This is a genomic window from Candidatus Methylomirabilota bacterium (assembly GCA_036005065.1).
Classification (GTDB): Bacteria; Methylomirabilota; Methylomirabilia; order Rokubacteriales; family DASRDR01; genus DASYQW01.
In genome coordinates this window covers 1-22951 of sequence record DASYQW010000210.1, presented here as the reverse complement: position 1 = coordinate 22951, position 22951 = coordinate 1, and the positions used below count along the sequence as shown (strand labels likewise).

Here is a 22951-nt window from a genome sequence, read left to right as displayed (position 1 = left end):
AATGCCTCGGGCTCCTCCACGCCCAGAGAGGCACGCGATTCATGCACGCGACCGACCTCATCATCTACGCGCTGGCCCTCGCCCTCACCATCGCCGCCTACCTCCGTGACCCGGGGGCGCCGCTCATCGGGCTCAAGGCCAGCATGGGGCTGCTCTGGGCCATCCTGCCGCGGCTCATCGCGGCGCTGGTGCTCACCGGCATGCTGCAAGTCCTCATCTCGGCCGAGTTCATCGAGCGCTTCTTTGGCCGCACGGCAGGGCACCGCGGCATCTTCATCGCCTTCGTGGCCGGAATCCTCACCCCGGGGGGCCCGATGGTGAGCTTCCCGATCGTGGCCGTCTTCTACCAGTCCGGGGCGCCGCTCTCCGTCCTCGTGACGTACGTGACGAGCTGGTCCCTCTTCGGCTTCCAGCGGGTGATCGCGTGGGAGCTGCCTTTCATGGGGAGCCGCTTCGTCCTGGCGCGCGTGCTGCCGACTCTGTTCCTCCCGATCGTGGCCGGCTACCTCGTTCGCCTGCTCTATCGCGACTGAGACGCGGCGTGGCCTTTCAGGACCTCCGCGAGTTCCTCGAGCTCCTCGACAAGCGGGGCCAGCTCCGGCGGATCACCGTCCCCGTCCGGCGCGAGCTCGAGATCACCGAGATCGCCGATCGCATCGTCAAGGGGCCGGCCGACCGGAACCACGCGCTCCTGTTCGAGCGGGTCGAAGGGTTCTCGATGCCGCTCCTCGTCAACGCCTTCGGCACCGCCGAGCGCACGGCGTGGGCGCTCGGCGTCGAGCGGCTGGACGAGCTGGGGGAGAAGGTCGCCCGGCTGCTCGAGCTCAAGATGCCGGGGTCGCTCCTCGAGAAGCTCCGGAAGGGGCTCGAGCTCCTGGAGGTGGCGCGGACGGGACCGAAGCTCGTCAAGCGCGGTCCCTGCCAGGAGATCGTCGAGACCGCGAACCCGTCGCTGGCCGACATCCCGGTGCTCTGGTGCTGGCCCAAGGACGCCGGGTACTACATCACCTTTCCGCTCGTCATCACCCGGGACCCGGTGTCGGGGCTGCGGAACGTGGGGACCTACCGCCTCCAGGTCTACGACGAGCGCACCCTGGGCATGCACTGGCAGACTCACAAGGGCGGCGCCGAGCACGAGCGCCAGGCGCGCCGGGTCGGGCGTGAGCGGATCCCGGTGGCCGTCGTCCTGGGAGCGGACCCCGCGACGATGTATACGGGCACCGCGCCGCTCCCGCCCGGCCTCGACGAGCTCCTGCTGGCCGGGTGGCTCCGCGGCCACGGCGTGGAGCTGGTCCGCTGCGCCAGCATCGATCTCGAGGTCCCCGCGCACGCCGAGATCGTGCTGGAAGGCTACGTGGACCCGGCCGAGTCGCGCGCCGAGGGCCCGTTCGGCGACCACACGGGCTACTACTCGCTCGGGCACCCCTACCCGGTCTTCCACCTGACGGCGGTCACGCGGCGGCGCGACCCGATCTACCCGACGATCATCGTGGGGCGCCCGCCGATGGAAGACTACTGGCTCGGCAAGGCGACCGAGCGGCTGTTCCTGCCGATGATCCGGCTGATGCTGCCCGAGATCGTGGACATGAACATGCCGGCCGAGGGGGTCTTCCACAACCTGGTCATCGTGTCGGTGAAGAAGCGCTACCCCGGCCAGGCCCGCAAGGTGATGTACGGGCTCTGGGGGCTCGGGCTCCTCATGCTCGCCAAGACCATCGTGGTCGTGGACGAGTGGGTCGATGTCCACGACCTTTCGGAGGTGGCCTGGCGGGTGACCAACAACATCGACCCGTCGCGCGACCTCGTGCTCGTCGAGGGCCCGATGGACGACCTCGACCACGCGGCGCTCCATCATCGGTACGGGGGAAAGCTCGGGATCGACGCGACCGAGAAGCGGCCGCCGCTGGACCGGGTCGAGCAGCCCTGGCCGGAGGAGATCCGGATGACGGAGGAGGTCCGGCAACGCGTCGTCCAGCGCTGGCGCGAGTACGGGCTCGGATGACGGCGATGCCATCCGAGGGGAACGGAAGCCGCTTCCGGTATTTCCTGGAAGCGATCAAGGTCGAGCACACCGTCTTCGCGCTGCCCTTCGCGTATCTCGGCATGGTGCTGGCCGCGCGCGGGTGGCCGGGCTGGCACGCCGTCCTCTGGATCACGGTGGCGATGATCGCGGCGCGGACCACGGCGATGGCCGCGAACCGCCTGATCGACCGCCACGTCGACGCCCGGAACCCCCGGACCGCCGGCCGCCACCTCCCCCGCGGGCTCTTGACGCCACGCACGCTCGGCATGGCGGCGGCCGTCTCGGCGGCCGTCTTCTTCGTGGCCGCCTGGCAGCTCAACCCGCTCTGCCTCGTGCTGGCGCCGGTGGCGCTGGTCTTCCTGGTCGGCTACTCGTACACGAAGTTCTTCACCTGGACGTCCCATTGGATCCTGGGCGCGACCGACGGGGCGGCGGCGGCGGGCGCCTGGATCGCCGTGCGCGGGACGATGGAGCTGCCGGCCTGGCTCCTCTGGCTCGCCGTCACCGTCTGGATCGCCGGGTTCGATCTCCTCTACGCCTGCCAGGACGTGGAGTTCGACCGGCGCGAGCGCCTCCACGCGGTGCCCGCGCGGTTCGGTATCCCCGTCGCGCTGCGTCTGGCCCGCATCTGCCACGCGCTCACCGCGGTGGCCCTGGCCGCGGTCGGCGGAGTGCTCGGGCTGGGCATCGCCTACTGGATCGGCTGGCTCGTCGTGGTCGGCCTGCTCGTCTACGAGCACTCCCTCGTCTCCGCCGACGACCTCTCGCGCCTCGACGTCGCCTTCTTCAACGTGAACGGCTACATCAGCGTCATCACCTTTCTGGCCGCGGTCGCCGGACTATGGTTCTAGGGACCGCCGAGAAGCCGCCGGCGGACAAGGCCGCGCGCGTGCGGGCGATGTTCGCCCGCATCGCGCCGCGCTACGACCTGATGAACACGCTGATGACCGCCGGACGGGACCAGGCCTGGCGCCGCGTCCTCGCCCGGGTGGCCGCCCCGTCGGCGGGAGACCTCGTCCTCGACCTGGCGACGGGCACGGCCGGTCTGGCTCTCGCCTTCCTCGAGGAGACGCCTGTGGAGACGGTGGTCGGCGTGGATTTCGTCGAGGGGATGCTCGGCCTCGCCCGGCGCAAGCTGGCCGCCCGCGACGAGACGCGCGTGCGGCTGGTGGCCGGGGACGCGCTGGCCCTGCCCTTTCCCGACGCCGCCTTCGGCTGCGTGGCGTCCGCGTTCCTCCTGCGGAACCTCGCCGATCTGGCGGCCGGCCTCGTCGAGATGCGGCGGGTGACCGTGTCCGGCGGCCTGGTCGTCGCCCTCGAGATCACGCAGCCCACGCTGCCTGGCTGGCGCGAGGTCTTCCGGCTCTATTTCCATCACGTCGTCCCGGCGCTCGGAGCGCTGGTGAGCCGCGATCGGGCGGCCTACACGTACCTGCCTCAGTCGGTCGAGCGCTTCCTGACGCCGGCCGAATTGACGCGACTCATGACGAAGGCGGGACTCTGGGACATCCGCATCACGCGGCTCGGGCTCGGCACGGTCACGATCCACGTCGGCCGGGTCCCGTGAGTCCGAGCCACCGAGCGCGAAGGAGGACGCCGTGCGCGAGAACACTGTGAAGTCGATCTGGGCTCGAGGGGACGTGGTGGTGAACGGCTGGCTGTCCATCCCGAGCGCCTTCTCGGCCGAAGTGATGGCGCACCAGGGCTTCGATTCCCTGACCGTCGACATGCAGCACGGCGTGGTGGATTACCAGACGGCGGTGACCATGCTCCAGGCGATCTCCACCACGCCCGTGATCCCGTTCGCGCGGGTCCCCTGGAACGACCCCGCCCTCCTCATGAAGATCCTGGACGCCGGCGTCTACGGGGTGATCTGCCCCATGATCAACACGCGGGCGCAAGCCGAGGCCCTGGTGCGGGCGTGCCGGTATCCGCCTCGCGGCTTCCGGAGCTGGGGGCCCGTGCGGGCCTCGATCTATGCCGGCACCGACTACGGAGACCACGCCAACGACGAGATCGTGGTCATGCCGATGATCGAGACCGCCGAGGCGGTCGCGAATCTGGACGAGATCCTGAGCGTCCCCGGCGTCGACGCGGTCTACGTGGGCCCGTCCGACCTGAGCCTGGCGATGGGCTGCAAGCCGCGCCTGGACCAGACGGATCCGCCGGTCGTGGAGGCGCAGCAGAAGATCGTGCAGGCCTGCAAGCGCCATGGCGTGGCGGCTGGGATCCACAACAACACCTCGGCCTACGCGCTGCGGATGATCGCCGAGGGCTACCAGTTCGTGACGCTGGCGAGCGACAGCCGGTTCCTGGCGGCCAAGGCCGGCGAGGAGGCGGCGGCCGTCAAGAAGTCGGGGAAGGGCGGAAAGCTCCCCGCCTACTAGATCATTTCGGGGGGGTCTCGGAAGACCCCCCGAGGCCCCCCCGGCGGTTGCGGCGGCATAGCCGCCGCGCGGAGCGCTGCGCGACGCGGCGCGCGCTCGGAGCGAGCTGCCAGGTTACTCCGACAGACACTAGCCGCGCGGCGCGGCCTGACCCATCAGCGTGTCCGAGCCCGGACGCCGGCGTCCGGGCTCCAGATTCGCCGCTGCCCCGCGTGCCCACCTGTTGGGCAGCTGCCGTCGGAAGTCGCACACGGCCACGAGCCCGGGCGTGGCGCCCCCTCCCAAGCCCGCGTCGCCGGGCGATTCTCCGGGCGCGGCGCGGCCGATCCCTCCGGCACGGACCTTGCCTGGATTCGCCTCCGGCGCGACGGCGAGGTCGCGCCTCACTGTCACCGGCGCCACGTCTCTGTGGCGCCGGTGGCCTTTCGCAGAGACGGAGGCCGCGATGATCCCGGATTGGGTCGAGGAAATCGAAGAAGAGGTACGGACGTGTCTTCGCGAGTCCGGGGCGCTATCGGCGCGTGGACTCGCGGAGCGGCTGGGCGTCTCGGAACGAACGGCGGTGGGTTATGTCTGCCTGCTGGCTTCGAGGGGCAGCCTGGTCATCCAGCGTGTCCTTCTGCCGCCCGCCCGGCCTGGCCGCCGAGGACGAGAGGATCCCTCGCTTCCGCGCGTTCGCTCGCTCGAGCGCTGGCGCCGCCGGGCCCACGGCAAATCGGGGCGCCGAACGGCTCAGCGGGGCTGAGCTCACCCGTCAGGGTGCGGGGTCCCCGAAGAGGAGCGCGCGGATCGCCTCGGGCGACCCGACCAGATCGGCCAGGCGGCCGAGCGAGGCGTCCACCGCCGCGGCCAGCGCCGTCGCCCCGCCGAACCGAGCCAGGATGTCCGGCGGCACGAACTTGAAGAGGATGGCGGAGATGCCCGGTGGCATCCCGGCGAAGTGCACGGTGAGGACTCCGTAGTCCCGGAGGAGCAGCATGGCGAGGGCGGCCGTCGCCTCGATGGGAACGAGCGGCGACGTCCTCAGGCCGGCTCGCTCGAGCGCCAGCTCCAGGATGTCCTCGCCGTGGAGCTGCGCGGTCACCGGCGTCTCGCGGAGCCGGCGGCCCAGGAGGGACCGGAGCGCGGCTGCCACACCCTTCGTGCACTCGACGAGCCGCCGGACGCGCTCGGGGCTGTACTGCTCGAGCGAGCGCAGGACGGCGGGATAGAGCATGGGCCGGGCCTCGAGCCCGAACTCGAACGCGCGGGCCCGGATCACTGCCACCCGCGCCGTCTCGCCGGCCAGCAACCCGAGCCGCGGCCCCGACGTGCCGTACTTGTCGAGTCCCGTCGCGCCCACGTCCACGCCCAGCTCCAGCATGCGTGGCTGATCGAGCACGGCCGGGCCGACCCGCGCGCCGCCGGCGTCGTCCACGTAGACCGGCGCGCCGCGCTCGTGAGCGAGCGCGACGACCCGGCGCAGGTCGCCGATGGGCAGCGCCTCGTAGGTCACCGCGAGCCGCGTGAGGACGACGAGGGCCGGGCGCTCGGCCCGCTCGAGGGCCGCTGCGAAGGCGTCGGCCCCCACCGTGTCGACGAATCGGGCCCCGACGTGGGCCGCCGCCCGCACCACGGTCGGATGGCTGTAGCTCGCCGACACGCCGATCACCGTGTCGCCGGGCTTCACCAGGGCGAGGTGGGTCGCGAGCGTAGCCGCCGTGAGCCGGTTGAAGAGCATGATGTCGTGGCGGCCGGGCTCCCCGCCGAGATGCTCGAGGGCGAGGGCCGTGATCCGCTCCGCGTAGAGCGCCGGGGCCAGCTCGTCGTCGAGGAACGGGAACTCGCTCGGGTCCACGTGAAGGCCGCGCTCGAGGCCGGTGAAGTTGAAGACGGCCTCGGCCCCGTCCTTCCGGACGCGGGCCTCGATCAACCGCCAGGCCTGGCGAAGCTTCCGGACGTCATCCTCGGTATTCCGGATGATCGGGCCGCGGGCATAGGGGAACCCCGGTGCCAGCGGATTGCCGAGCCGATCCCGCTCCATGGGTGATCCCCCCGCACGTTGACACGGCCCCGCGCCGCTGTCAATCCGCATGACCCGGCCACGGCCGACGAGTCGGGCCGCGGTGGCCGAGCCGGGGGGCTCGCGCCGGTGACGAACTGGCCGAGCTGGCCGAATCTTCGGCACCACCACTCGCCTCCTGCCCGGCCGTGACTCGTAACCCCTCGTCATTTCAGGACTTGGCTGGTGGCATATCTCGTGCTTCTCTCCTTCGACGAGGAACACGAGATGGCCAGGAGCGCTGACTGACCCGAGATCACGAGCGGTAGAGGCCGCGTCCCGACCCGCGGCCTCGCCGAGCGCAGGGGCCCTCCCGGAATGGTCCGGGACGGCCCCTGCAACACTTCTCCCCCGTCCCGTCTGCGTCTTTCATGGGCACCTGCCCATCGTTGAGGCAGGTCCGAGGCCGTCCTGACTCCCCCCGAGGCCCCCGCCATCAAGCGGGCCGCGGAGTTCCGGCTCTCCCCAGCCCCGCGCGACCCGTGGCACTGTCGTTGCAGCCCCGCCGACTGCGAACCCCTGCCGAAGGAGGAGCGATGAAGAAGATCGAGGCCATCATCAAGCCCTTCAAGCTCGACGAGGTCAAGGACACCTTGACCGACATGGGCGTGATCGGGATGACCGTGTCGGAGGTGCGCGGGTTCGGGCGCCAGAAGGGACACACCGAGCTCTACCGCGGCTCGGAGTACACGATCGACTTCCTCCCCAAGATCAAGGTGGAGCTGGTCGTCCCCGACGGGCTCGTCGGAAAGGTCGTGGACGCGATCACCGCGTCCGCCCGGACCGGGTCGATCGGTGACGGCAAGGTCTTCGTGCTGCCCGTCGAGACCGCGGTCCGCATCCGGACCGGCGAGCGCGACGAGGCGGCTCTCTAATGGCTCGGGCATGAAAGGAGGGTCGAGGGTGACCCCACGACGATCTTGGGCGCTCCTTCGGCTGGTGCTTCCCGTCTTGTTGGTCGTGCTGGTCGCCGGCGCCGCGATCGCGCAGCAGGCGACGCCCGCGGCGCCCGCCGCGCCGGCTGCTCCCGCCGCCCCGGCCCCGGCGGCGCCGAAGATCGACGCCGGCGACACCGCCTGGGTGCTGACCTCCTCGGCGCTGGTTCTCATGATGACCGCCCCCGGGCTGGCCTTCTTTTACGGTGGAATGGTCCGCCGCAAGAACGTGCTGGCCACGGTGATGCAGTCGTTCATCCTGATGGCTCTCATCTCGGTCCAGTGGGTCCTGTTCGGCTACAGCCTCGCCTTCGGCCCCGACGTCGGCCACCTCGTGGGCAGTCTCCGCTGGATCGGTCTCAACGGGGTCGGACTGACGCCGAACCCCGACTATGCGCCGACCATCCCGCATCAGGCTTTCATGGTGTTCCAGCTCATGTTCGCCATCATCACCCCGGCGCTCATCACGGGGGCCTTCGCGGAGCGGATGCGCTTCAGCGCGTTCCTCCTCTTCATCCTCCTGTGGTCCACGCTGATCTATGATCCGCTGGCCCACTGGGTCTGGGGCACCGGCGGGTGGCTTCGGGAGCTCGGCGCCCTCGACTTCGCCGGGGGCACCGTCGTGCACATCTCCTCCGGGATCTCGGCGCTGGCCGCCGCCGTCCTGATCGGACACCGGAAGGGCTACGGCCGGGAGCCCATGCCGCCCCACAACCTCCCGTTCACCGTGATGGGCGCGGCCATGCTCTGGGTGGGCTGGTTCGGCTTCAACGCCGGCAGCGCGCTCGCGGCGGGCGGCCTGGCCACCAGCGCGTTCGTGGCCACCAACACCGCGGCGGCGGCAGCCGCGCTAGGCTGGATGGCGGCGGAGTGGCTGCAGCGCGGGAAGCCGACCGTCCTGGGGGCCGCCTCGGGCGCCGTGGCCGGGCTCGTCGCGATCACTCCGGCCTCCGGGTTCGTCGGCCCCGTCTCCTCGATTCTGATCGGGATCGGTGGGGGCGTGTTCTGCTTCCTCGCGTGCAACCTCAAGGCTCGCCTCGGGTATGATGACAGCCTCGACGTGGTCGGGGTGCACGGGATCGGCGGCACCTGGGGCGCCTTGGCCACCGGGTTGTTCGCGACCAAGATGATCAACGACGCCGGCGCCGACGGGCTGTTCTTCGGCAATCCGAAGCAGCTCGGGATCCAGCTTCTCGGGGTGGCCGCCACGTGGGCCTTCGCGTTCCTGGGAACCTACGTGATCCTGAAGGTCGTCGACGCCCTCGTCGGGCTCCGGGTGACCGCGGAGGACGAGTTCCTCGGGCTCGACGTCTCGCAGCACTCGGAGACCGCCTACGCCTTCGAGTCGGGTTACGGCGGGATGTCGGTCTCGAGCGAGCCCGCGGTCCGCCGGGAGGCGGCCATGCTCGAAGCGACACCGCGGCCGGTGAGCCCGACCGGACGCTGACGCCGGCCCGATCCCGGCGAGTCATCGACAGGCGCCAGTTCAATCGGAGGGGGCCTCGACGGCCCCCTCCGAGGCCTCGCCCGGGAAAAGTTGCGGAGGCGAAGCCGCCGCTCGGAGCGGACCGCCGCGAGCCCGGCGGTTAGGCTCCCCGGTGTGCGCGGTTGACGCGACAGGGAGCTCTCGGGGCTGGCGCCTGTCGCGTTTCCGTGCGCCTCGCCTGTCTCCGCGTGCGGTACAATTCCGGAAGGATGCGGACCTTCGCCCTCGCCGTCATGAGCTTCGTCCTTCTCGGGATCGCGGGCCAGGATCGCGCGCAGGGCGCCTCGCCGTCGGAAGGGAGTGGCTCGGGGACCGGCCCGAGCACGGGAAGCACCCGGCCCGAGGCCAGCCCGCCCACGGTCCGCGTCGGCGCGCTCCTGCCCCTGTCCGGGCTCACGGCCGCGTACGGAAAGGACATGCGCCAGGGCATGGAGCTCGCGATCGAGCAGCTGAACCGCCCGCGGCGGGCTATCCCGACGGCCGAGGATATCAACGCGCGGGCCGGCGAGGATCAGAAGGCGGCGATGGCGGCCCAACGCGCCAACCGGGAGGGTCTGCCTTCGCCCGGGGTGACGCTCGCCCTCGACGTGGCGGACGTGGATCCGCTCAATGTGAAGCAGGCGACCGACGCGTTCACCCGGCTGGCGGCGACCCGGGTCACGGTCGTCTTCACCGCCTCGACGACCCCGACCCTCACGGTCCAACCGCAGGCCAGTGCCCGCAACATTCTCCTCGTCCACCAGGGGCCGGCGACGGCGCGGCCTCCCGCGTCGAGCCGGGTGCTCGTCCAGACCCGACCCTCCATCGCGCAGCGGGTCGAGGGGCTGGTCCGCTACGCCCGAGAGCACGGGCTCCGCCGGCTCGCGCTGCTGGCCGCCGGCGACGAGTTCGGCAAGACGGTCCGGGCGACGCTCTCGACGCGCTGGCGAGAGGCGGGAGCGGCGCTCACCTTCGTCGAGAGCCTCTCGCTCGACGCGCCCGACGTGGCGGCCCGGCTCCGCCAGCTCGTGCGGGTCGCCCCCGAGGCCGTCGTGCTCGGCTTCCAGGGGCCGGAGCTGGGCGAGCTGGCGGCGCGCTTACGGGCGATGGGGTACGTGGGCCCGCTGCTCGTGCTCGACGATGACCGGGCGGCGCGCCTGGCCGCGGGCATCGCGCTCGAGGGCGCGACCCTCGTGACCGAAGCCTTCGTCCCCGAGGGGAACGCCGGCACGCGCTTCGTCGAAGCGTACGCGGCGAAGTTCGGGACCGCGCCCTCGCGATATGCGGCCAACGCGTACGAGGCGGTGGCCTTCGTGGCCGAGGGCATCCGGGTGGCGCGGCAGCAGGGGCGAGGGATCCCGGGCGGCGCGCGGCTCCGGGACACCCTCGAGACGCTGGGGAGCGTCCCGTCCGTCTACCGGGGATACGTCCGGCTCCGGGAGGACGGGACGGTCGACCGGCCGCTCGGCCTCTTCGCCGTGGAGGGAGGAGAGGTGACGTTCGTCCGCTACTCGCCCGCCTCCGATGCTCCCGAACAGGGGACGGCCGACCGGACCACCCGGACGCCCGTGAGTGCCATCGAGCGCAATCGGAGCCGCCGCCGGCGGACACGGTGATGGAGCTCGAGCTGACGCCCGAGGAGGAGGCGCTCGAGGCCTCCGTGGCTCGCGCGGGCACCGAGGTCTTCCGGCCGCTCGCCGACGCCTGGGGCGAGCGCGACGAGCTGAACTGGGAGCTGGCGCGCGCCCTGGGGAAGGAGGGGATATTTCCGCTCCTGATCCCTGCCGCCTTCGGCGGCTCCCTCGAGGGGCCATTCCGCGCGATGGCGCTCTGCCTCGTCCGCGAGGCGCTCGCGCGGACATGTCCGCCCGCCGAGGAGCTGTTCGCCATTCAGGGGCTCGGCAGCTACCCCATCCTCCTGGCGGGGACCGAGGCCCAGAAGGCGGCCTATCTGCCGCCGCTGGCCCGCGGTGAGCAGGTGCCCGCCTTCGCCCTCACCGAGCCGGAGGCCGGGTCGGACGCGGCGGCACTCGCCACGCGGGCCGAGCGGGACGGCGACGGCTGGCGCCTCACCGGCGAAAAGCGCTTCATCTCGAACGCGCCGGTCGCCGACCTCTACGTCGTCTTCGCCAAGACGGCGGCGGAGCGGGGCACCCGGGGCATCTCGGCGTTCCTCGTCCCGAAGGGGACGCCGGGGCTCTCGGGGGCCCCGATGCACACGCTGGCGCCGCATGTGATCGGCGAGCTCCGCTTCGAGGGCTGCCGCGTTCCCGCCGCCAGTCTCCTCGGGCCCGAGCACGAGGGCTGGCGCATCGCGATGGGGACGCTGGACGTGTTCCGGGCCTCGGTCGGCGCCCAGGCGGTGGGGCTGGCCCGGGCCGCGCTCGACCTGGCCCTGGCCTACGCGCGCACCCGGGTGCAGTTCGGTCAGCCACTGACCCGGTTCCAGCTCGTCCAGGCCAAGCTCGCCGACATGGCGACCGAGCTGCGGGCGGCGCGGCTCCTGGTCTACTCGGCAGCCCGACTCAAGGACGCCGGCGCCCTCCGCGTCACTCTCGAATCGTCGATGGCGAAGCTCTACGCGACGGAAATGGCGCACCGCGTGATCGATCAGGCCGTCCAGCTCCACGGCGGCCTGGGTGTCGTCCGGGGATCGCCGATCGAGCGGCTCTACCGCGAAGCGCGCGCGCCCCGGATCTACGAGGGCACCTCGGAGATCCAGCGGCTCATCATTGCCCGCGAGCTCCTTCGGGAGAGCGCGGGGCCAGCCTCGATCGCCCGTGACTGAGGAGACCCGATCATGGCTGAATTCACCAAGGTTGCAGACGTCACCGAGCTGGCCTCGGGCGAGGGGAAGATCATCGAGGCCCAGGGGAAGGCGATCGCCCTCTTCAACTGCGACGGCACGTTCTACGCGATCGACAATACCTGCCTCCACCGGGGCGGGCCCCTCGGCGAAGGCGAGCTCGAGGGCACGATCGTGACCTGTCCCTGGCACGGCTGGCGCTACGACGTCACGACCGGTGCCAACGTCATGAACGCGTCCATCAAGGTAGCCAGCTATCCGGTGAAGGTGGAGGGCAACAGCGTCCTCGTCGAGCTGTAGCGCCGTGCCGATAACCGTCGCGTCCCGTCGTCCTCGGGCTTCGCCGGCCCTCAACGTATGCGGCATACGCCTCGGGCCGGCTCAGCCCTGCGTCCTAGGGCTGCTCGGGTCTCGGCCCGGCGCCAACACGCGGTGACGATGATGGACAGATCGATCAAGGTGCTGGCCTACGCCGGCTCGCGGGCCGAAGAGCGCCCGCGCGGCGTCTGGCGTGGCACCGAGGCGATCGCCGTCACCGACGTGCTCTGGGCCTGGCTCGAGTCCGCCGTGGATCCCGCCGCCGGCCGCCGCCGCTGGTTCCGCGTGCGCCTGGCGACGGCCGAGGAGCTGACCCTCTACCACGACGAAGCCCTCGACGCCTGGTTCACGCCGGAGGCCGAGGGACCCACGGCGCCGGCTGGAGGCGGGCCCGCATGAAGGCCGTCCGCTTCCACCGCTTCGGCGGTCCGGACGTGCTCAGCTACGAGGAGGTCCGTGAGCCCGACGTCGGGCCGGGCGACGTGCTGATCCGCGTCGCGGCAGCCGGCGTCAACTTCTCGGACGTCATGCGCCGCGCCGGCGTCTACAACCCCGATCTCCCGCTTCCGCACGCCGAAGGCGTCGAGGCGGCGGGGACGGTGGAGCGCGTGGGGGATGCCGTGACGGGGGCGAAGCCGGGCGACCGCGTGCTCACGATGCTCGGCCAGCGCTGCCAGGCCGAGTACGTCGTCGCTCCCGAAGCGCTGGTCCATCCGATCCCGCCGACCCTCTCCTTCGAGGCGGCCGGGGCCCTTCCGCTCGCCTCGCTCACCGCGTACCACCTCCTCAAGACGGGCGCCGGCCTGCGCCCGGGCGAGTCCGTCTTGATCCACGCCGCCGCCAGCGGCGTGGGGACTTTCGCCGTCCAGCTCGCCAAGCTGTGGGGCGCCCGGGTCTTCGCGACGGCGTCCACCGACGAGAAGCTGGCGGCGGTCCGCGCGCTGGGGGCGGACGAGACGATCAACTACGCCCGGGAAAACTTCGTGGCGGAGGTCCTCGCCCGGACCGACAAGCGCGGCGTCGACGTCGTGCTGGAGTGCGTCGGCGGCGAGGTCCTGGCCCAGAGCGTGAAGGCGCTTACTCCCGGGGGCCGGCTGCTGATCTACGGCCGCGCCTCGGGGGTGGCGGGCGCCGTCGCCGGCGACGAGATCCTGACCCGGAACCTCTCGGTGCTCGGACTCCACCTCGGGCGGCGGCCCTGGCGCCCGGACATGCACCGCGAGGCCTTCGGCGAGATCATCCAGCTCGCCGTCGCCGGCCGCCTCACGCCGGTCGTCGACCGCCTGTTCCCCATGGCCGAGGTGGCCGAGGCGCACGCCTACATGGCGGCGCGGCGAACGACCGGGAAGCTCCTCCTGATTCCCTGACCCGCCGGCCCGCTCGGCCGCCCGGCCGGGCGCCTGGCCCCTACCCCTTCAGCCCGGAGTGCATCATCCCCTTGAGGAAGAACCGCTGCGAGCAGAGGAACAGGGCCAGGATCGGCAGGAAGAGGATGAAGGCGCCGGCGGCGATCAGGTTCCACTCGAAATCGTATTCCTTCCGGAAGAGCAGGAGGCCGAGCGGGAGCGTGCGCATGTCGATGCTGTCGGTCACGATCAGCGGCCAGAAGACCTCGTTCCACTGAAACACGAACGTGAAGAGGAACACCGTGACCAGCGCCGGCCTGGCCAGGGGCAGGATCACCCGGCGGTAGATCAGGGTCTCCGAGGCCCCGTCGATCCGGGCGGCGTCGATGAAGTCTCCCGGGATGGGCTTGATGGCCTGCCGGCTCAGAAACACGCTGTACCCGTTCATGAGCCACGGCACGATGTACCCGTGGTAGGTGTTGAGCCAGCCCAGCTTGGATTCCATGATGTAGAGGGGAATCATCCGGACGAAGAAGGGAATCATCATCGACACGCCGACCACGACCCAGAAGAGGGAGTCGCGGAAGGGGAACCGGAGCTTGGCGAAGGCGTATCCGGCCATGGAGCCGAGCAGCGTGGTGGAGCAGGCGATGGCCGTGGCGACGACGAGGCTGTTCAGCAGGTACCGCGGAAGCGGCACCGCCTGCCACACGCGGGCGAAATTCGACCACCGCGCCTGAGCCGGGATCAGGGGCGGGGGAAACCGCTGGACCTCGACGTCGCTGGACAGCGACAGCGAGACCATGTAGACGAACGGAAACAGGGTGACGACCAGGGCCGCGCCCAGCAGCACGGCGGCGGCCACCGCGCCGGGGGACGGCAGCCGATCCCGCACGTCAGGACTCCCCCGCCCCCCGCCAGACGCGGAACAGCGCGCCGGTGGCGCCGAGGACGATCGCGAACACGACCAGCGCCATCGCGGAGGCGTACCCCAGGTCCAGGTGCGTGAAGGCGACCTGGTAGATGTGATAGACGACGAGGTTGGTGGCGTAGGCGGGGCCGCCCTGGGTGAGCACGAACGGCTGGGTGAAGGCTTGGAAGGAGTGGATCAGCGAGAAGACGACGACGAAGAAGGTGGTGGGGGCCAGGAGAGGAAGGAGGACGTGGCGGAACTGGGCGAGCGCGCCGGCCCCGTCGATCCGGGCCGCCTCGAAGTACTCGTCGGGGATGGCGGTCAACCCGGCCAGGAAGATCACCATGTTGAAGCCGGTCTCCCACCAGACGCTGACGATGATCAGGCTGACCAGCGCCATGGTCGGGCTGGTGAGCCACGGCACCGCCGGCAGCCCGAGGCGGTACAGGAGGAAGTTCAGCACGCCGATCTCCGGGTTGAAGATCACCAGAAAGATCAGCGTGATGATGGCCATGGACGTCATGTACGGGAAGACGATGATGGCGCGGAGGAGGCTCCGCAACCGGAGGTTGCGGTTCAGCGCCAGGGCCAGCGAGAGGCCCAGCACCACGCTGCCGCCGGTGGCGCCGGCGGCGAAGAGGCCGCTGGTCCGCAGGGAGGCCAGGAAGACCGAATCATCGACGAGCCGGCGGAAGTTCCCGAGCCCCACGAATGGCTGCCCGGGCGCGATGAGCGGGAGTCCGGCATGGAGGCTCACCCACAGGTTGATGGCGACCGGGAGCAGGTGGAAGAGCGCGAAGTAGGCGAGCGGGACCGCCAGGAAGCCCGCCGCCGCCCAGACCTCCTGGCGCCCGAGTCTCTTCGGAGGGGGCCTCACCTAACCGCCGAGGAGCTTGTTGGCCTTCTCCGTGTACTCCTGCACGGCCTCCTTCACCGGCTTCTTGTCGAAGGCGACCTCGTCCACCAGGGCCTGCATCATCGTGGTGTAGAGCTCGGGCTTGCCGCTGAGCCGGATGCCGGCGTTCCAGTCCACGGCCGACGGGGCCGCCTCGGCGAACACCTTGATGACCGGACTCCCCTGGACGTCGGGCGAGGCGGCCCAGGACTTGCGCGGGAAGACGAAGTTGGTCTCGCGGGTGACGGCCACCATGGTCTCGGTGCGGAGCAGGCGCTTGATCAGCTCCCACCCGAGCTCCTTGTTGGGCGAGTTCTTCAGGATGAAGAGCCCGGTTCCGGCCTGGATGGTCGCCCGCCGCTTGCCGGAAAGCGGCAGCGCGACGCCCCACTCGAGCTGGGGACCCTCCTGCTGGACCGGCTTGAGATCCCAGGGGCCCGAGAGAATCATCGCCGCCCGCTCGGAGGTGAAGAGCTTGCGGGGCTGAGCGATCCCCGGCTCGACCACCAGCGGAGCGGCGACCCTGTGCTTCCAGATGAGATCGTGGAAGAACTGGAAGGCCGCCAGCGACTCGGCTGAATCGGTGACGACCCGGTTCGTCCGGGGGTTGTACCACTCGGCGCCGGCCTGGTAGTACCAGTTCAGGAACCCGTTGAAGAACCGGTACACCGAGGCGAAGCCCCACACCTCGGTCCGGTCGCCCTGGCGCTTCGTCGTCTTGAGGGCCGCCTCCAGGAACTCGTCCCAGGTCCTGGGCGGCTCCTTGATCCCCGCCTGGGCCAGGAGCTTCTTGTTGTAGAAGAGGCACATGTTCGTGTAGAAGTTCTGGAGCCCGTACACCGTGCCCTTGTAGGTGTGCCGCTCGACTGCCCGGGGGAGCCAGTCGTCCGGATAGCCCAGCTCCCGGCCGTCACGCTCGAGGAACGCCGTGAGGGGGTGCACCAGCCCCCGCATCGCGAACTCCTGGGACCAGTTGTTCTCCCAGCTCATGTCGGGGGCGCCGCCGGCGGCGGCCGTGGCCAGGAGCTTGGCGCGCATGTCGTCGAGCTCGAGGACCTCGGGCTGAAGGCGGACGTTCTTCTCTTTCCCGAAGTCGGCGAAGAGCTTCTGATAGGTCTCGAACCGGTGCTGGGGGATCATGTAGAAGCGGAGGGATCCCGACTGGGCCCGCGCCCGCTCGATCCCTGACGGAAGCCCGCCCGTCACCGCCAGGCCGACGCCGAGCTGGGCCGCCCGGGTCAAGAGGTCGCGGCGCCTCAGAGCGGAAGCGTGTGCGTCCTTCATGGAACCCTCCCCTTCTCCACGGTGATCCTCAGGTTGAGCCGTCCATCGACTGCGACCGAGCCCCCGGGTCCGACCACGGTCGTCGCCTCGCGCTCCTCGATGACCGCGGGCCCCCGAGCCTCGAAGCCAGGCTCCAGCGCATATCGGTCGTAGATCGCGCAGGGCACGAAGTCGCCGGCCTCCGGAAAGAACACCGCGCGGGACGGCCGCCGCCCATCTCGCCCGAGCCGGGCCGCCAGGCCGAGCGCCTCCGGCGATCCGCCGGGCCGCGGCGCGCGGCCCGCCACCCGCCAGGTCAGGGCCTCGATCCGTCGGCCTTCCAGGACGAGGCCGTAGGCCGCGCGGTACGTCCCCTCGAAGGCCGCGCGCAGGCTCTCGGCATCGAGACCCGTGTCGCCGCCGGCGGCAGTCACCGGCACGGTGACCTGGTACCCCTGACCCACGTACCGCATCTCGACGCTCCGCTCGAGCCGGATCGCCTCCGGGACCGCGCCCATCCGGAGGAGGGCCCGCGTCGCGGCCTCCTCCAGCGCCCGGAAGATCGTCGCCACCGGCGCCGCGGTGAGCCGGTCCAGGCGCACCACGTGGCTCCGGGGGATCTCCACCGCCAGCGGAGCAGCCAGCAGGCCGATCGCCGAGGCGACGCCCGCGCCGGGCGGAACCACCACGTCGCGGATGCCGAGGCTCCGCGCCACGTGGTACGCGTGCACGGGGCCCGCCCCGCCGAAGGCGAAGAGCGTGTAGCCGCGGACGTTGCGGTTGCGCTCGACGGCGTGAATGCGCATGGCCGTCGCCATGTGGCTATTGACCAGCTCGAAGACCCCGCGGGCGGCCGCCACCACATCGGTCTTGAGTCGGTCCGCGATGTGGGCGCGGAGGGCGGTCTCGGCGAGGGCGGGCACGAGACGCATGGCGCCCCCGAGGAAGTTCTCCGGATTGAGGTAGCCGAGGACCAGGTCGGCATCGGTCACCGTGGGCCGCTCTCCACCCCGGTCGTAGCAGGCCGGCCCCGGCGCCGCCCCCGCGCTTTCCGGGCCCACCCGCAAGAGTGAGATGGCGTCGACGGTGGCCAGGCTCCCGCCGCCGGCGCCGACCTCGATCATCTCGATGACCGGCACCTTCAGCGGCAGACCGCTCCCCCGCTTGAAGCGATGCAGCCGGGCCGCCTCGAACTCGGCGGACCGCGCGGGAGCGCCACCGTCCACCAGGCTGATCTTGGCGGTGGTGCCGCCCATGTCGAACGCGACCAGATTTGGAAATCCGCCGGCCACGCCCTGCCGGGCGGCCGCGATGGCGCCGGCCGCGGGTCCCGACTCGATCAGCTGGATCGGGGCCTCGAGGGCGACCTCCGGGGTCACGATCGCCCCGTTGGATTGCATCAGGTAGAGGCCGCCGCGGAACCCGCGGCCCTCGAGCTCTCGGGTGAGCTGGCCGAGGTACCGGCGGACCCGCGGGCGGACGTACGCGTTGGCCACCGTCGTCGACGTCCGGACGTACTCGCCGAGCTCCGGGCAGATCCGGGACGACAGCGACACGTCGCAGCCGGGCAGCTCCTCGGCCAGGATGGCGGCGACCGCCTCTTCGTGCGCCGGGTTGCGGAAGGCGTGCAGCAGACAGACGGCGACGGCGTCCACGCCGGCCGCGGCGAGCTGCCGCGCCACCCCGCGGACCTCGCCGGGATCGAGCGGCCGCAGGACGGCGCCGTCGTACCCGAGGCGCTCGCCGACCTCCAGGCACAGCTCGCGGGGCACCAGCGGCGTCGGCTTGTCGAGGAACAGGTCGAAGATGTCGTAGCGCGGCTCCCGGCCGATGGTCAGGATGTCGCGGAAGCCGGCGGTCGTCACGAGGCCGACCCGCCCGCCCTTGCGCTCGATGATGGCGTTGGCGACGAGCGTGGTCCCGTGCATGATGGCGGCCAGGGCGGCGACGCCGCCCCCGGCCGTCACCCCGGCCAGGGCGTCGAGGATGCCGGCGGTCGGGTCCTCGGGCGTGGTGAGGACCTTGCCGAATCGCCAGCCCTCGCGGTCCACGTACGCCACATCGGTGAACGTGCCCCCCACGTCGACCCCGACCAGCGCGCCCGGCGGCGTCCGCTGTCGCGACTCGGCGGCCGTCACCCCGTCGCTCCCGGCTCCCGGCCGTAGTCCCGGCGCGCGGCATCATGCGTCACCAGGCCGCTGCGGAGGTCGGCCGCCAATCGCCAGGCCTCACGCTCCGCCGGCGAGCCGTAGCCGCCGCCCCCCGCGGTGCGGACCAGGATGCGCTCCCCGGGGGCGAGCAGCGACCGCCCCTTGGTGTTCATCGCCGTGGTGCCGTCTCGCAAGAGCGCTGCGGGCCGGCCCGGCAGGCCCCCGAGGACGCCGCGCGCCGGATGATGAACGCGATCGCCGATCGCCGACACCATCACCGGACCGGGGGCGAGACTCTCCACCAGCAGCTCCTGCCCACATCCGCCCCGGAAGCGTCCCGGTCCTCCCGAATCGGGAACCAGCGCCTTTCGCCAGACCAGGAGCGGGGTCGTGTTCTCGACGACCTCGATCGACGCGCCGCCCGTGTTGTGGGCGTAGGGGGTCGCCGCCAGGCCATCCTTGGTGGGGCGGGCCCCCATCCCGGGCGCGTCGAAGGGCAGATAGATGAACGGCTCGCCCTCGCGATCGAGCCCGTAGTAGGCGAGCTGCATCTGCGGCGACCCGCACTCGGCGATGATCCGCCGCGGGATGACCACCGCCAGCGCCTGGAAGATGGCCGCGCTCAGGAACAGGAAGGTCAGGTGACGGGCGTTGACGGCGGCGGGAAACCGGGCGTTCAGGAGGCAGCCCTCGGGAGCCGTCACGCCGATGGGGCGGTAGCTGCCGTCGTTGCGCGGCGTCTGGGGATCGAGGACGCCCTTCAGCGCGTAGGCGCTGTGGGAGAAGGTGTTGTTCAGCGGCACGTTGATCGCCCGACTCACCTGGGGGGAGGTGCCGGCGTAGTCCAGGCGCATGTCGGAGCCGGCCACCTCGATCGCCAGACGGATCGTCAGCGGCTCGTCGAACCCGTCCATCTCGACCGAGGACGGATACCGTCCATCGGGGATGGCGGCGATCGCCTCGCGCATGGCCTCTTCGGCCCGGCTCTGCATGCCGGCCGCCACCGCGCCGAGGTCCTCGAGCTGGGCGTCCTCCACGAGCTCGACGAGACCTCGAGAGAGGGTCTCCATCGCCGAGAGCTGGGCCGAGAGGTCCCCCATCACCTGCCCCGGGACCCGCACGTTGGCCTGGAGCAGCTCGAGCAGCGCCTCGTTCGGGATCCCCTCCCGGTACAGCCGGCAGATCGGGATCCGCAGGCCCTCCTCGTAGATCTCGGCCGTGTCGGCCGACCACAGGAGCCCTCCCACGTCCGCATGGTGGGCCATGCAGGCGGCGAATGCCACGAGGCGGTCGCGGTGGAAGATCGGGGACAGCGCGGTCAGGTCCGGGAGGTGACCGGAGGCCAGCCAGGGATCGTTGGTGATCACGACGTCGCCCGGCCGCCAGGTGGGAGCCGGGTACTTGGTCAGGACGTGCCGCAGCGTCAGCGGCAAGGTGCCGACGAACGAGGGCGCCGCCGTCGAGTTCTCCGCGATGGCCAGGCCGCCGGCATCGAGCAGCATGCACACGTAGTCGTTGGCCTCGCGGAGGGTCGTGGAGAAGGCCGTGCGCACCATGGTGACGGCCGCCTCGTCGGCGATCGCGACGAGGCGGCCCCAGAGAATGGCGAGCTCCATGGCGTCTCGGGCCATCAGATCCTCGGCTCGGCCCCCGATCCGGCTCGGGAAACACGACACTCGGGTTCGGCCGCTCGGCGCCGGGGACGATAGCACGCGCCTCGACGGACCGTCAAGGCGACCGCTTGTTTGACCAGTCGTCCGGACCTAGAATGCGGCGGGATGCCCTCGAAGACGAGAGCGCTCCTCACGGCCGAGCTCGAGACCTTGCGCCGACGGGTACGGGCGCTCGAGCGCCGGATCGCCGCCTACAAGCGGGCGGAGGATGCGCTCGGTCGGCGCGAGAGCCGCTACCGGGCCCTCTTCGAGCACGCGGTCGACGTGATCCTCGTCTGCACGCTCGACGGCACCGTCTCCGACCTGAACCGCGCCGCTGAATCGATCTCCGGCTGGTCCCGGGAGGAACTGATCGGCCAGAGCGTCGCCAAGATCCTCACCCCGGCCTCCGTGGCCCTGGCCGAGGAGCGTATCCGTCGGAGCCTCGCCGGCGAGCGGCTTCCCAAGCTCTTCGAGCTCGAGGCGATCCGCAGAGACGGCACGATCGTGCCGCTCGAGGGGTGGGCTCGCTTCATCCACGACAAGCAGGGGCGCCCCATCGAACACCAGGGAGTCTTTCGCGACATCAGCGTGCGCAAGCAGGCAGAGACGGCCCTCCGGGAGAGCGAGGAGCGCTACCGGAACCTTTTCGAAAACGCGAACGATCCCATCGCGACGCTGTCCCTCGACGGCACGACCCTGACCGTCAACCGGGCGCTCGAGACCGCGCTCGGATACTCGCGCGAGGAGCTGGTCGGCCGGCACTACGCGCGCTTCGTGACGCCGGAGACCCACGCCGAGTGGGAGGAGCGCACCCGCCGGGCGGCGGCCGGGGAAAAGCTGCCGTCGATCGCGGAAATCGAGGTGGTCCGCCGGGATGGCGCGGTGATCCCGATCGAGGCTCGCATCAGCATCATTCGCGACCGAGCGGGGACGCCGGTTGGCGTCCAGGTCATCTTCCGGGACATCACCGAGCGCAAGCTGATGGAGGCGGGGCTGCGCCGGAGCGAAGAGCTGCACCGGGCGCTCTTTCGGGAGGCGGAAGAGGCGCGGGCGGTGCTCGATCGTCTCTATCGCCTGGCCATCGCCATGCAGGGCTCGCGCGAGCCCGCCGACCGGCTCCGGGCATTCATCGAAGGCGCCCACGGGATCGTCGGCTTCGACCGCGTCTACGTCCTCCTGGCGTCGCAGGATGGCGCCGCGCTCGAGATGGTCGCGTCATACGGCGAGGAAGGCACGGCGCCGCCACCGCGCCTGCCCCTGTCGCCGGCGGCCGGCCCCTTCTACGACGCGCTCCAGACACTCCGGCCGGTCACCGTCCTCACCGACGAGGCATTGCGGGCGATCACCCCGATCGACGCGGCGTACCGGAGCCACCCGTTCCTCCGCAGCAGCCGATTCGTCATCGTGCCGCTGGTGGTGGGCGACCGCGCCGTCGGAGCGGTGTGCGCCGACAACAAGCACACCCGGCACGCGATCTCCCCGGCCAGCGTCGAATCGTTCATCCTCCTGTGCCAGCAGTTCGCCACGGCGCTGGAAGAGTCACGCCTCTACGCGCAGATCGCGGACAACAGCCGTCAGCTCGAGATCGCCAACCGGCACAAGTCCGAGTTCCTCGCCCACATGTCGCACGAGCTTCGCAGCCCGTTGAACGCCATCATCGGCTTCTCCGAGGTCCTCCTGGAGCGCATGTTCGGCGAGCTGAACGACAAGCAAGCCGAGTATGTCGCCGACGTGCTCTCGTCGGGCCACCACCTCCTCTCTCTCATCAACGACATCCTCGATCTGACGAAGGTCGAGGCCGGCCGCATGGAACTCGAGCCGACCCGGTTCGATCTTTGCGGGCTGCTCCGCGACAGTCTCGTCCTGGTGCGTGACCGGGCGGCCCGCCATGGCATCACCCTGGACCTCGCGGCCGACGAGCGACTCGGAGAGCTGGTCGCCGACGAACGGAAGCTCAAGCAGATCCTCCTGAACCTTCTCTCGAACGCGGTGAAGTTCACGCCCGAGGGAGGGCGGGTCACGCTGGGGGCGCGAACGCTGGACGGTGCGGTCGAGTTCGCGGTGAGCGATACCGGCATCGGCATCGCCCCCGAGGATCAGGAGGCGGTCTTCGAAGAGTTCCGGCAGGTGGGCGCCGATGCGGCTCGCCGGAGCGAGGGAACGGGGCTCGGCCTGACGCTCGTCAAAAAGCTCGTCGAGCTGCACGGGGGCCAGATCTGGCTGACCAGCCGGCTCGGGAAGGGCTCTACCTTCACCTTCACGCTGCCCGCGCCCCGCGAGAGCCCCTGAGGGTCGCGGGCGCGGATGGCGCCGGGGCCCGCACGACCTCGGGAATCATCCGGGGCTACGGGGCTGTCGGAGTAACCCGGCAGCTCGCCCCGAATGCGGGCCGCGTCGGGCAGCGCTCCGAGCGGCGGCTGTGCCGCCGCAACCGAGGGGGGGCATCGGGGGGTCTTCCGAGACCCCCCCGAAATGACCTAGGGGACGTCTTCAGGGCCCTTGTCCTGCCAGGCGCGGACGAAGCCGACGATGCGGTCGCGGTCGAAGCGATCGAACTCGTCGAGCCGCGTCCAGGCCAGCAGCGCGAAGCGGGTCTTGATCCGCCCGTTCGGACTGACGACCACCTTGACGTGCCCGTACTTGCTCGGCGGAAGGGTCTGGAAGGTCTCCTGGAGCTGGCGGACCACGTCCGGACACGGGGTCGCGCACTTGTAGAGGATCACGATGCCGCCGTGCTCGAGGTTGTGGACGAAG

20 protein-coding genes are annotated in these 22951 nt (G+C 71.0%); 13 read left to right on the top strand and 7 right to left on the bottom strand.

Features of this window, described 5'->3' with window-relative positions:
- The first annotated feature begins 41 nt into the window (after window positions 1–41).
- From VGW35_15575 to VGW35_15555, 5 genes are read left to right on the top strand one after another with little or no spacing between them, the layout of a single operon-like run.
- Window positions 42–533: a permease gene (locus tag VGW35_15575; protein ID HEV8309082.1), complete on the top strand. Its 492-nt coding sequence runs from the start codon at window positions 42–44 to the stop codon at window positions 531–533.
- 8 nt (window positions 534–541) lie between these two features.
- Window positions 542–2002, top strand: a complete 1461-nt coding sequence (locus tag VGW35_15570; GenBank protein ID HEV8309081.1) for a menaquinone biosynthesis decarboxylase — start codon at window positions 542–544, stop codon at window positions 2000–2002.
- A 5-nt stretch (window positions 2003–2007) separates the two neighbouring features.
- Window positions 2008–2874, top strand: coding sequence for a UbiA-like polyprenyltransferase (locus VGW35_15565; GenBank protein ID HEV8309080.1), 867 nt, complete (start codon window positions 2008–2010; stop codon window positions 2872–2874).
- Window positions 2865–3590: a ubiquinone/menaquinone biosynthesis methyltransferase gene (locus tag VGW35_15560; protein HEV8309079.1), complete on the top strand. Its 726-nt coding sequence runs from the start codon at window positions 2865–2867 to the stop codon at window positions 3588–3590. Before VGW35_15565 ends, VGW35_15560 begins: the two co-directional genes overlap by 10 nt.
- Window positions 3591–3621: 31 nt before the next feature.
- Complete coding sequence (locus tag VGW35_15555) at window positions 3622–4410, top strand: aldolase/citrate lyase family protein (protein HEV8309078.1); 789 nt, start codon at window positions 3622–3624, stop codon at window positions 4408–4410.
- A gap of 754 nt (window positions 4411–5164) precedes the next feature.
- On the opposite strand, the gene VGW35_15550 is transcribed toward VGW35_15555, so the two are convergent.
- On the bottom strand, window positions 5165–6433 hold the full coding sequence (locus VGW35_15550; GenBank protein ID HEV8309077.1) for a hypothetical protein: 1269 nt from the start codon (window positions 6431–6433) through the stop codon (window positions 5165–5167).
- A gap of 554 nt (window positions 6434–6987) precedes the next feature.
- Between VGW35_15550 and VGW35_15545 the strand changes: the two genes are divergently transcribed.
- From VGW35_15545 to VGW35_15515, 7 genes are all read left to right on the top strand, one after another.
- Window positions 6988–7326, top strand: coding sequence for a P-II family nitrogen regulator (locus tag VGW35_15545; protein HEV8309076.1), 339 nt, complete (start codon window positions 6988–6990; stop codon window positions 7324–7326).
- 28 nt (window positions 7327–7354) lie between these two features.
- Window positions 7355–8833, top strand: a complete 1479-nt coding sequence (locus tag VGW35_15540) for an ammonium transporter (protein ID HEV8309075.1) — start codon at window positions 7355–7357, stop codon at window positions 8831–8833.
- A 248-nt stretch (window positions 8834–9081) separates the two neighbouring features.
- Complete coding sequence (locus VGW35_15535; protein ID HEV8309074.1) at window positions 9082–10467, top strand: ABC transporter substrate-binding protein; 1386 nt, start codon at window positions 9082–9084, stop codon at window positions 10465–10467.
- On the top strand, window positions 10467–11639 hold the full coding sequence (locus tag VGW35_15530) for an acyl-CoA dehydrogenase family protein (GenBank protein HEV8309073.1): 1173 nt from the start codon (window positions 10467–10469) through the stop codon (window positions 11637–11639). The genes VGW35_15535 and VGW35_15530 overlap by 1 nt, the downstream gene beginning before the upstream one ends.
- Window positions 11640–11651: 12 nt before the next feature.
- On the top strand, window positions 11652–11957 hold the full coding sequence (locus VGW35_15525; protein ID HEV8309072.1) for a Rieske 2Fe-2S domain-containing protein: 306 nt from the start codon (window positions 11652–11654) through the stop codon (window positions 11955–11957).
- A 138-nt stretch (window positions 11958–12095) separates the two neighbouring features.
- Window positions 12096–12374 (top strand): hypothetical protein, encoded by a 279-nt coding sequence (locus VGW35_15520; GenBank protein HEV8309071.1) that lies wholly within the window; start codon window positions 12096–12098, stop codon window positions 12372–12374.
- Window positions 12371–13342 (top strand): NADPH:quinone oxidoreductase family protein, encoded by a 972-nt coding sequence (locus VGW35_15515; protein HEV8309070.1) that lies wholly within the window; start codon window positions 12371–12373, stop codon window positions 13340–13342. The genes VGW35_15520 and VGW35_15515 overlap by 4 nt, the downstream gene beginning before the upstream one ends.
- 40 nt (window positions 13343–13382) lie before the next feature.
- Here VGW35_15515 and VGW35_15510 read toward each other — a convergent pair whose 3' ends face one another.
- The 5 genes from VGW35_15510 to VGW35_15490 are packed head-to-tail and all read right to left on the bottom strand — an operon-like array spanning window position 13383 to window position 20173.
- Complete coding sequence (locus VGW35_15510; GenBank protein ID HEV8309069.1) at window positions 13383–14216, bottom strand: carbohydrate ABC transporter permease; 834 nt, start codon at window positions 14214–14216, stop codon at window positions 13383–13385.
- Window position 14217: 1 nt separating this feature from the next.
- Window positions 14218–15111 carry a sugar ABC transporter permease gene (locus tag VGW35_15505; protein HEV8309068.1) on the bottom strand — a complete coding sequence of 298 codons (894 nt, stop codon included), beginning with the start codon at window positions 15109–15111 and terminating at the stop codon, window positions 14218–14220.
- Window positions 15112–16413 carry an extracellular solute-binding protein gene (locus VGW35_15500; protein ID HEV8309067.1) on the bottom strand — a complete coding sequence of 434 codons (1302 nt, stop codon included), beginning with the start codon at window positions 16411–16413 and terminating at the stop codon, window positions 15112–15114.
- A complete protein-coding gene (locus tag VGW35_15495; GenBank protein ID HEV8309066.1) occupies window positions 16410–18530 on the bottom strand; it encodes a hydantoinase/oxoprolinase family protein in 2121 nt (706 codons plus the stop codon). The genes VGW35_15500 and VGW35_15495 overlap by 4 nt, the downstream gene beginning before the upstream one ends.
- Window positions 18527–20173: a hydantoinase B/oxoprolinase family protein gene (locus VGW35_15490; GenBank protein ID HEV8309065.1), complete on the bottom strand. Its 1647-nt coding sequence runs from the start codon at window positions 20171–20173 to the stop codon at window positions 18527–18529. The genes VGW35_15495 and VGW35_15490 overlap by 4 nt, the downstream gene beginning before the upstream one ends.
- Window positions 20174–20320: 147 nt before the next feature.
- Here VGW35_15490 and VGW35_15485 point away from each other — a divergent pair, with 147 nt between their 5' ends.
- Window positions 20321–22486 (top strand): PAS domain S-box protein, encoded by a 2166-nt coding sequence (locus VGW35_15485; protein ID HEV8309064.1) that lies wholly within the window; start codon window positions 20321–20323, stop codon window positions 22484–22486.
- Window positions 22487–22674: 188 nt separating this feature from the next.
- Here VGW35_15485 and VGW35_15480 read toward each other — a convergent pair.
- Window positions 22675–22951: DUF3105 domain-containing protein (locus tag VGW35_15480; GenBank protein HEV8309063.1), on the bottom strand; the 277-nt coding region annotated here is incomplete at its 5' end.

What these genes read in the sequence shown, in the direction of transcription:
- VGW35_15525 (HEV8309072.1), top strand. Translation starts at nt 11,652, where the DNA reads ATGGCTGAATTCACCAAGGTTGCAGACGTCACCGAGCTGGCCTCGGGC.
- VGW35_15535 (HEV8309074.1), top strand. Translation starts at nt 9,082, where the DNA reads ATGCGGACCTTCGCCCTCGCCGTCATGAGCTTCGTCCTTCTCGGGATC.
- VGW35_15520 (HEV8309071.1), top strand. Translation starts at nt 12,096, where the DNA reads ATGATGGACAGATCGATCAAGGTGCTGGCCTACGCCGGCTCGCGGGCC.
- VGW35_15575 (HEV8309082.1), top strand. Translation starts at nt 42, where the DNA reads ATGCACGCGACCGACCTCATCATCTACGCGCTGGCCCTCGCCCTCACC.
- VGW35_15565 (HEV8309080.1), top strand. Translation starts at nt 2,008, where the DNA reads ATGCCATCCGAGGGGAACGGAAGCCGCTTCCGGTATTTCCTGGAAGCG.
- VGW35_15490 (HEV8309065.1), bottom strand. Translation starts at nt 20,173, where the DNA reads ATGGCCCGAGACGCCATGGAGCTCGCCATTCTCTGGGGCCGCCTCGTC.
- VGW35_15550 (HEV8309077.1), bottom strand. Translation starts at nt 6,433, where the DNA reads ATGGAGCGGGATCGGCTCGGCAATCCGCTGGCACCGGGGTTCCCCTAT.
- VGW35_15515 (HEV8309070.1), top strand. Translation starts at nt 12,371, where the DNA reads ATGAAGGCCGTCCGCTTCCACCGCTTCGGCGGTCCGGACGTGCTCAGC.
- VGW35_15545 (HEV8309076.1), top strand. Translation starts at nt 6,988, where the DNA reads ATGAAGAAGATCGAGGCCATCATCAAGCCCTTCAAGCTCGACGAGGTC.
- VGW35_15560 (HEV8309079.1), top strand. Translation starts at nt 2,865, where the DNA reads ATGGTTCTAGGGACCGCCGAGAAGCCGCCGGCGGACAAGGCCGCGCGC.
- VGW35_15485 (HEV8309064.1), top strand. Translation starts at nt 20,321, where the DNA reads ATGCCCTCGAAGACGAGAGCGCTCCTCACGGCCGAGCTCGAGACCTTG.
- VGW35_15500 (HEV8309067.1), bottom strand. Translation starts at nt 16,413, where the DNA reads ATGAAGGACGCACACGCTTCCGCTCTGAGGCGCCGCGACCTCTTGACC.
- VGW35_15530 (HEV8309073.1), top strand. Translation starts at nt 10,467, where the DNA reads ATGGAGCTCGAGCTGACGCCCGAGGAGGAGGCGCTCGAGGCCTCCGTG.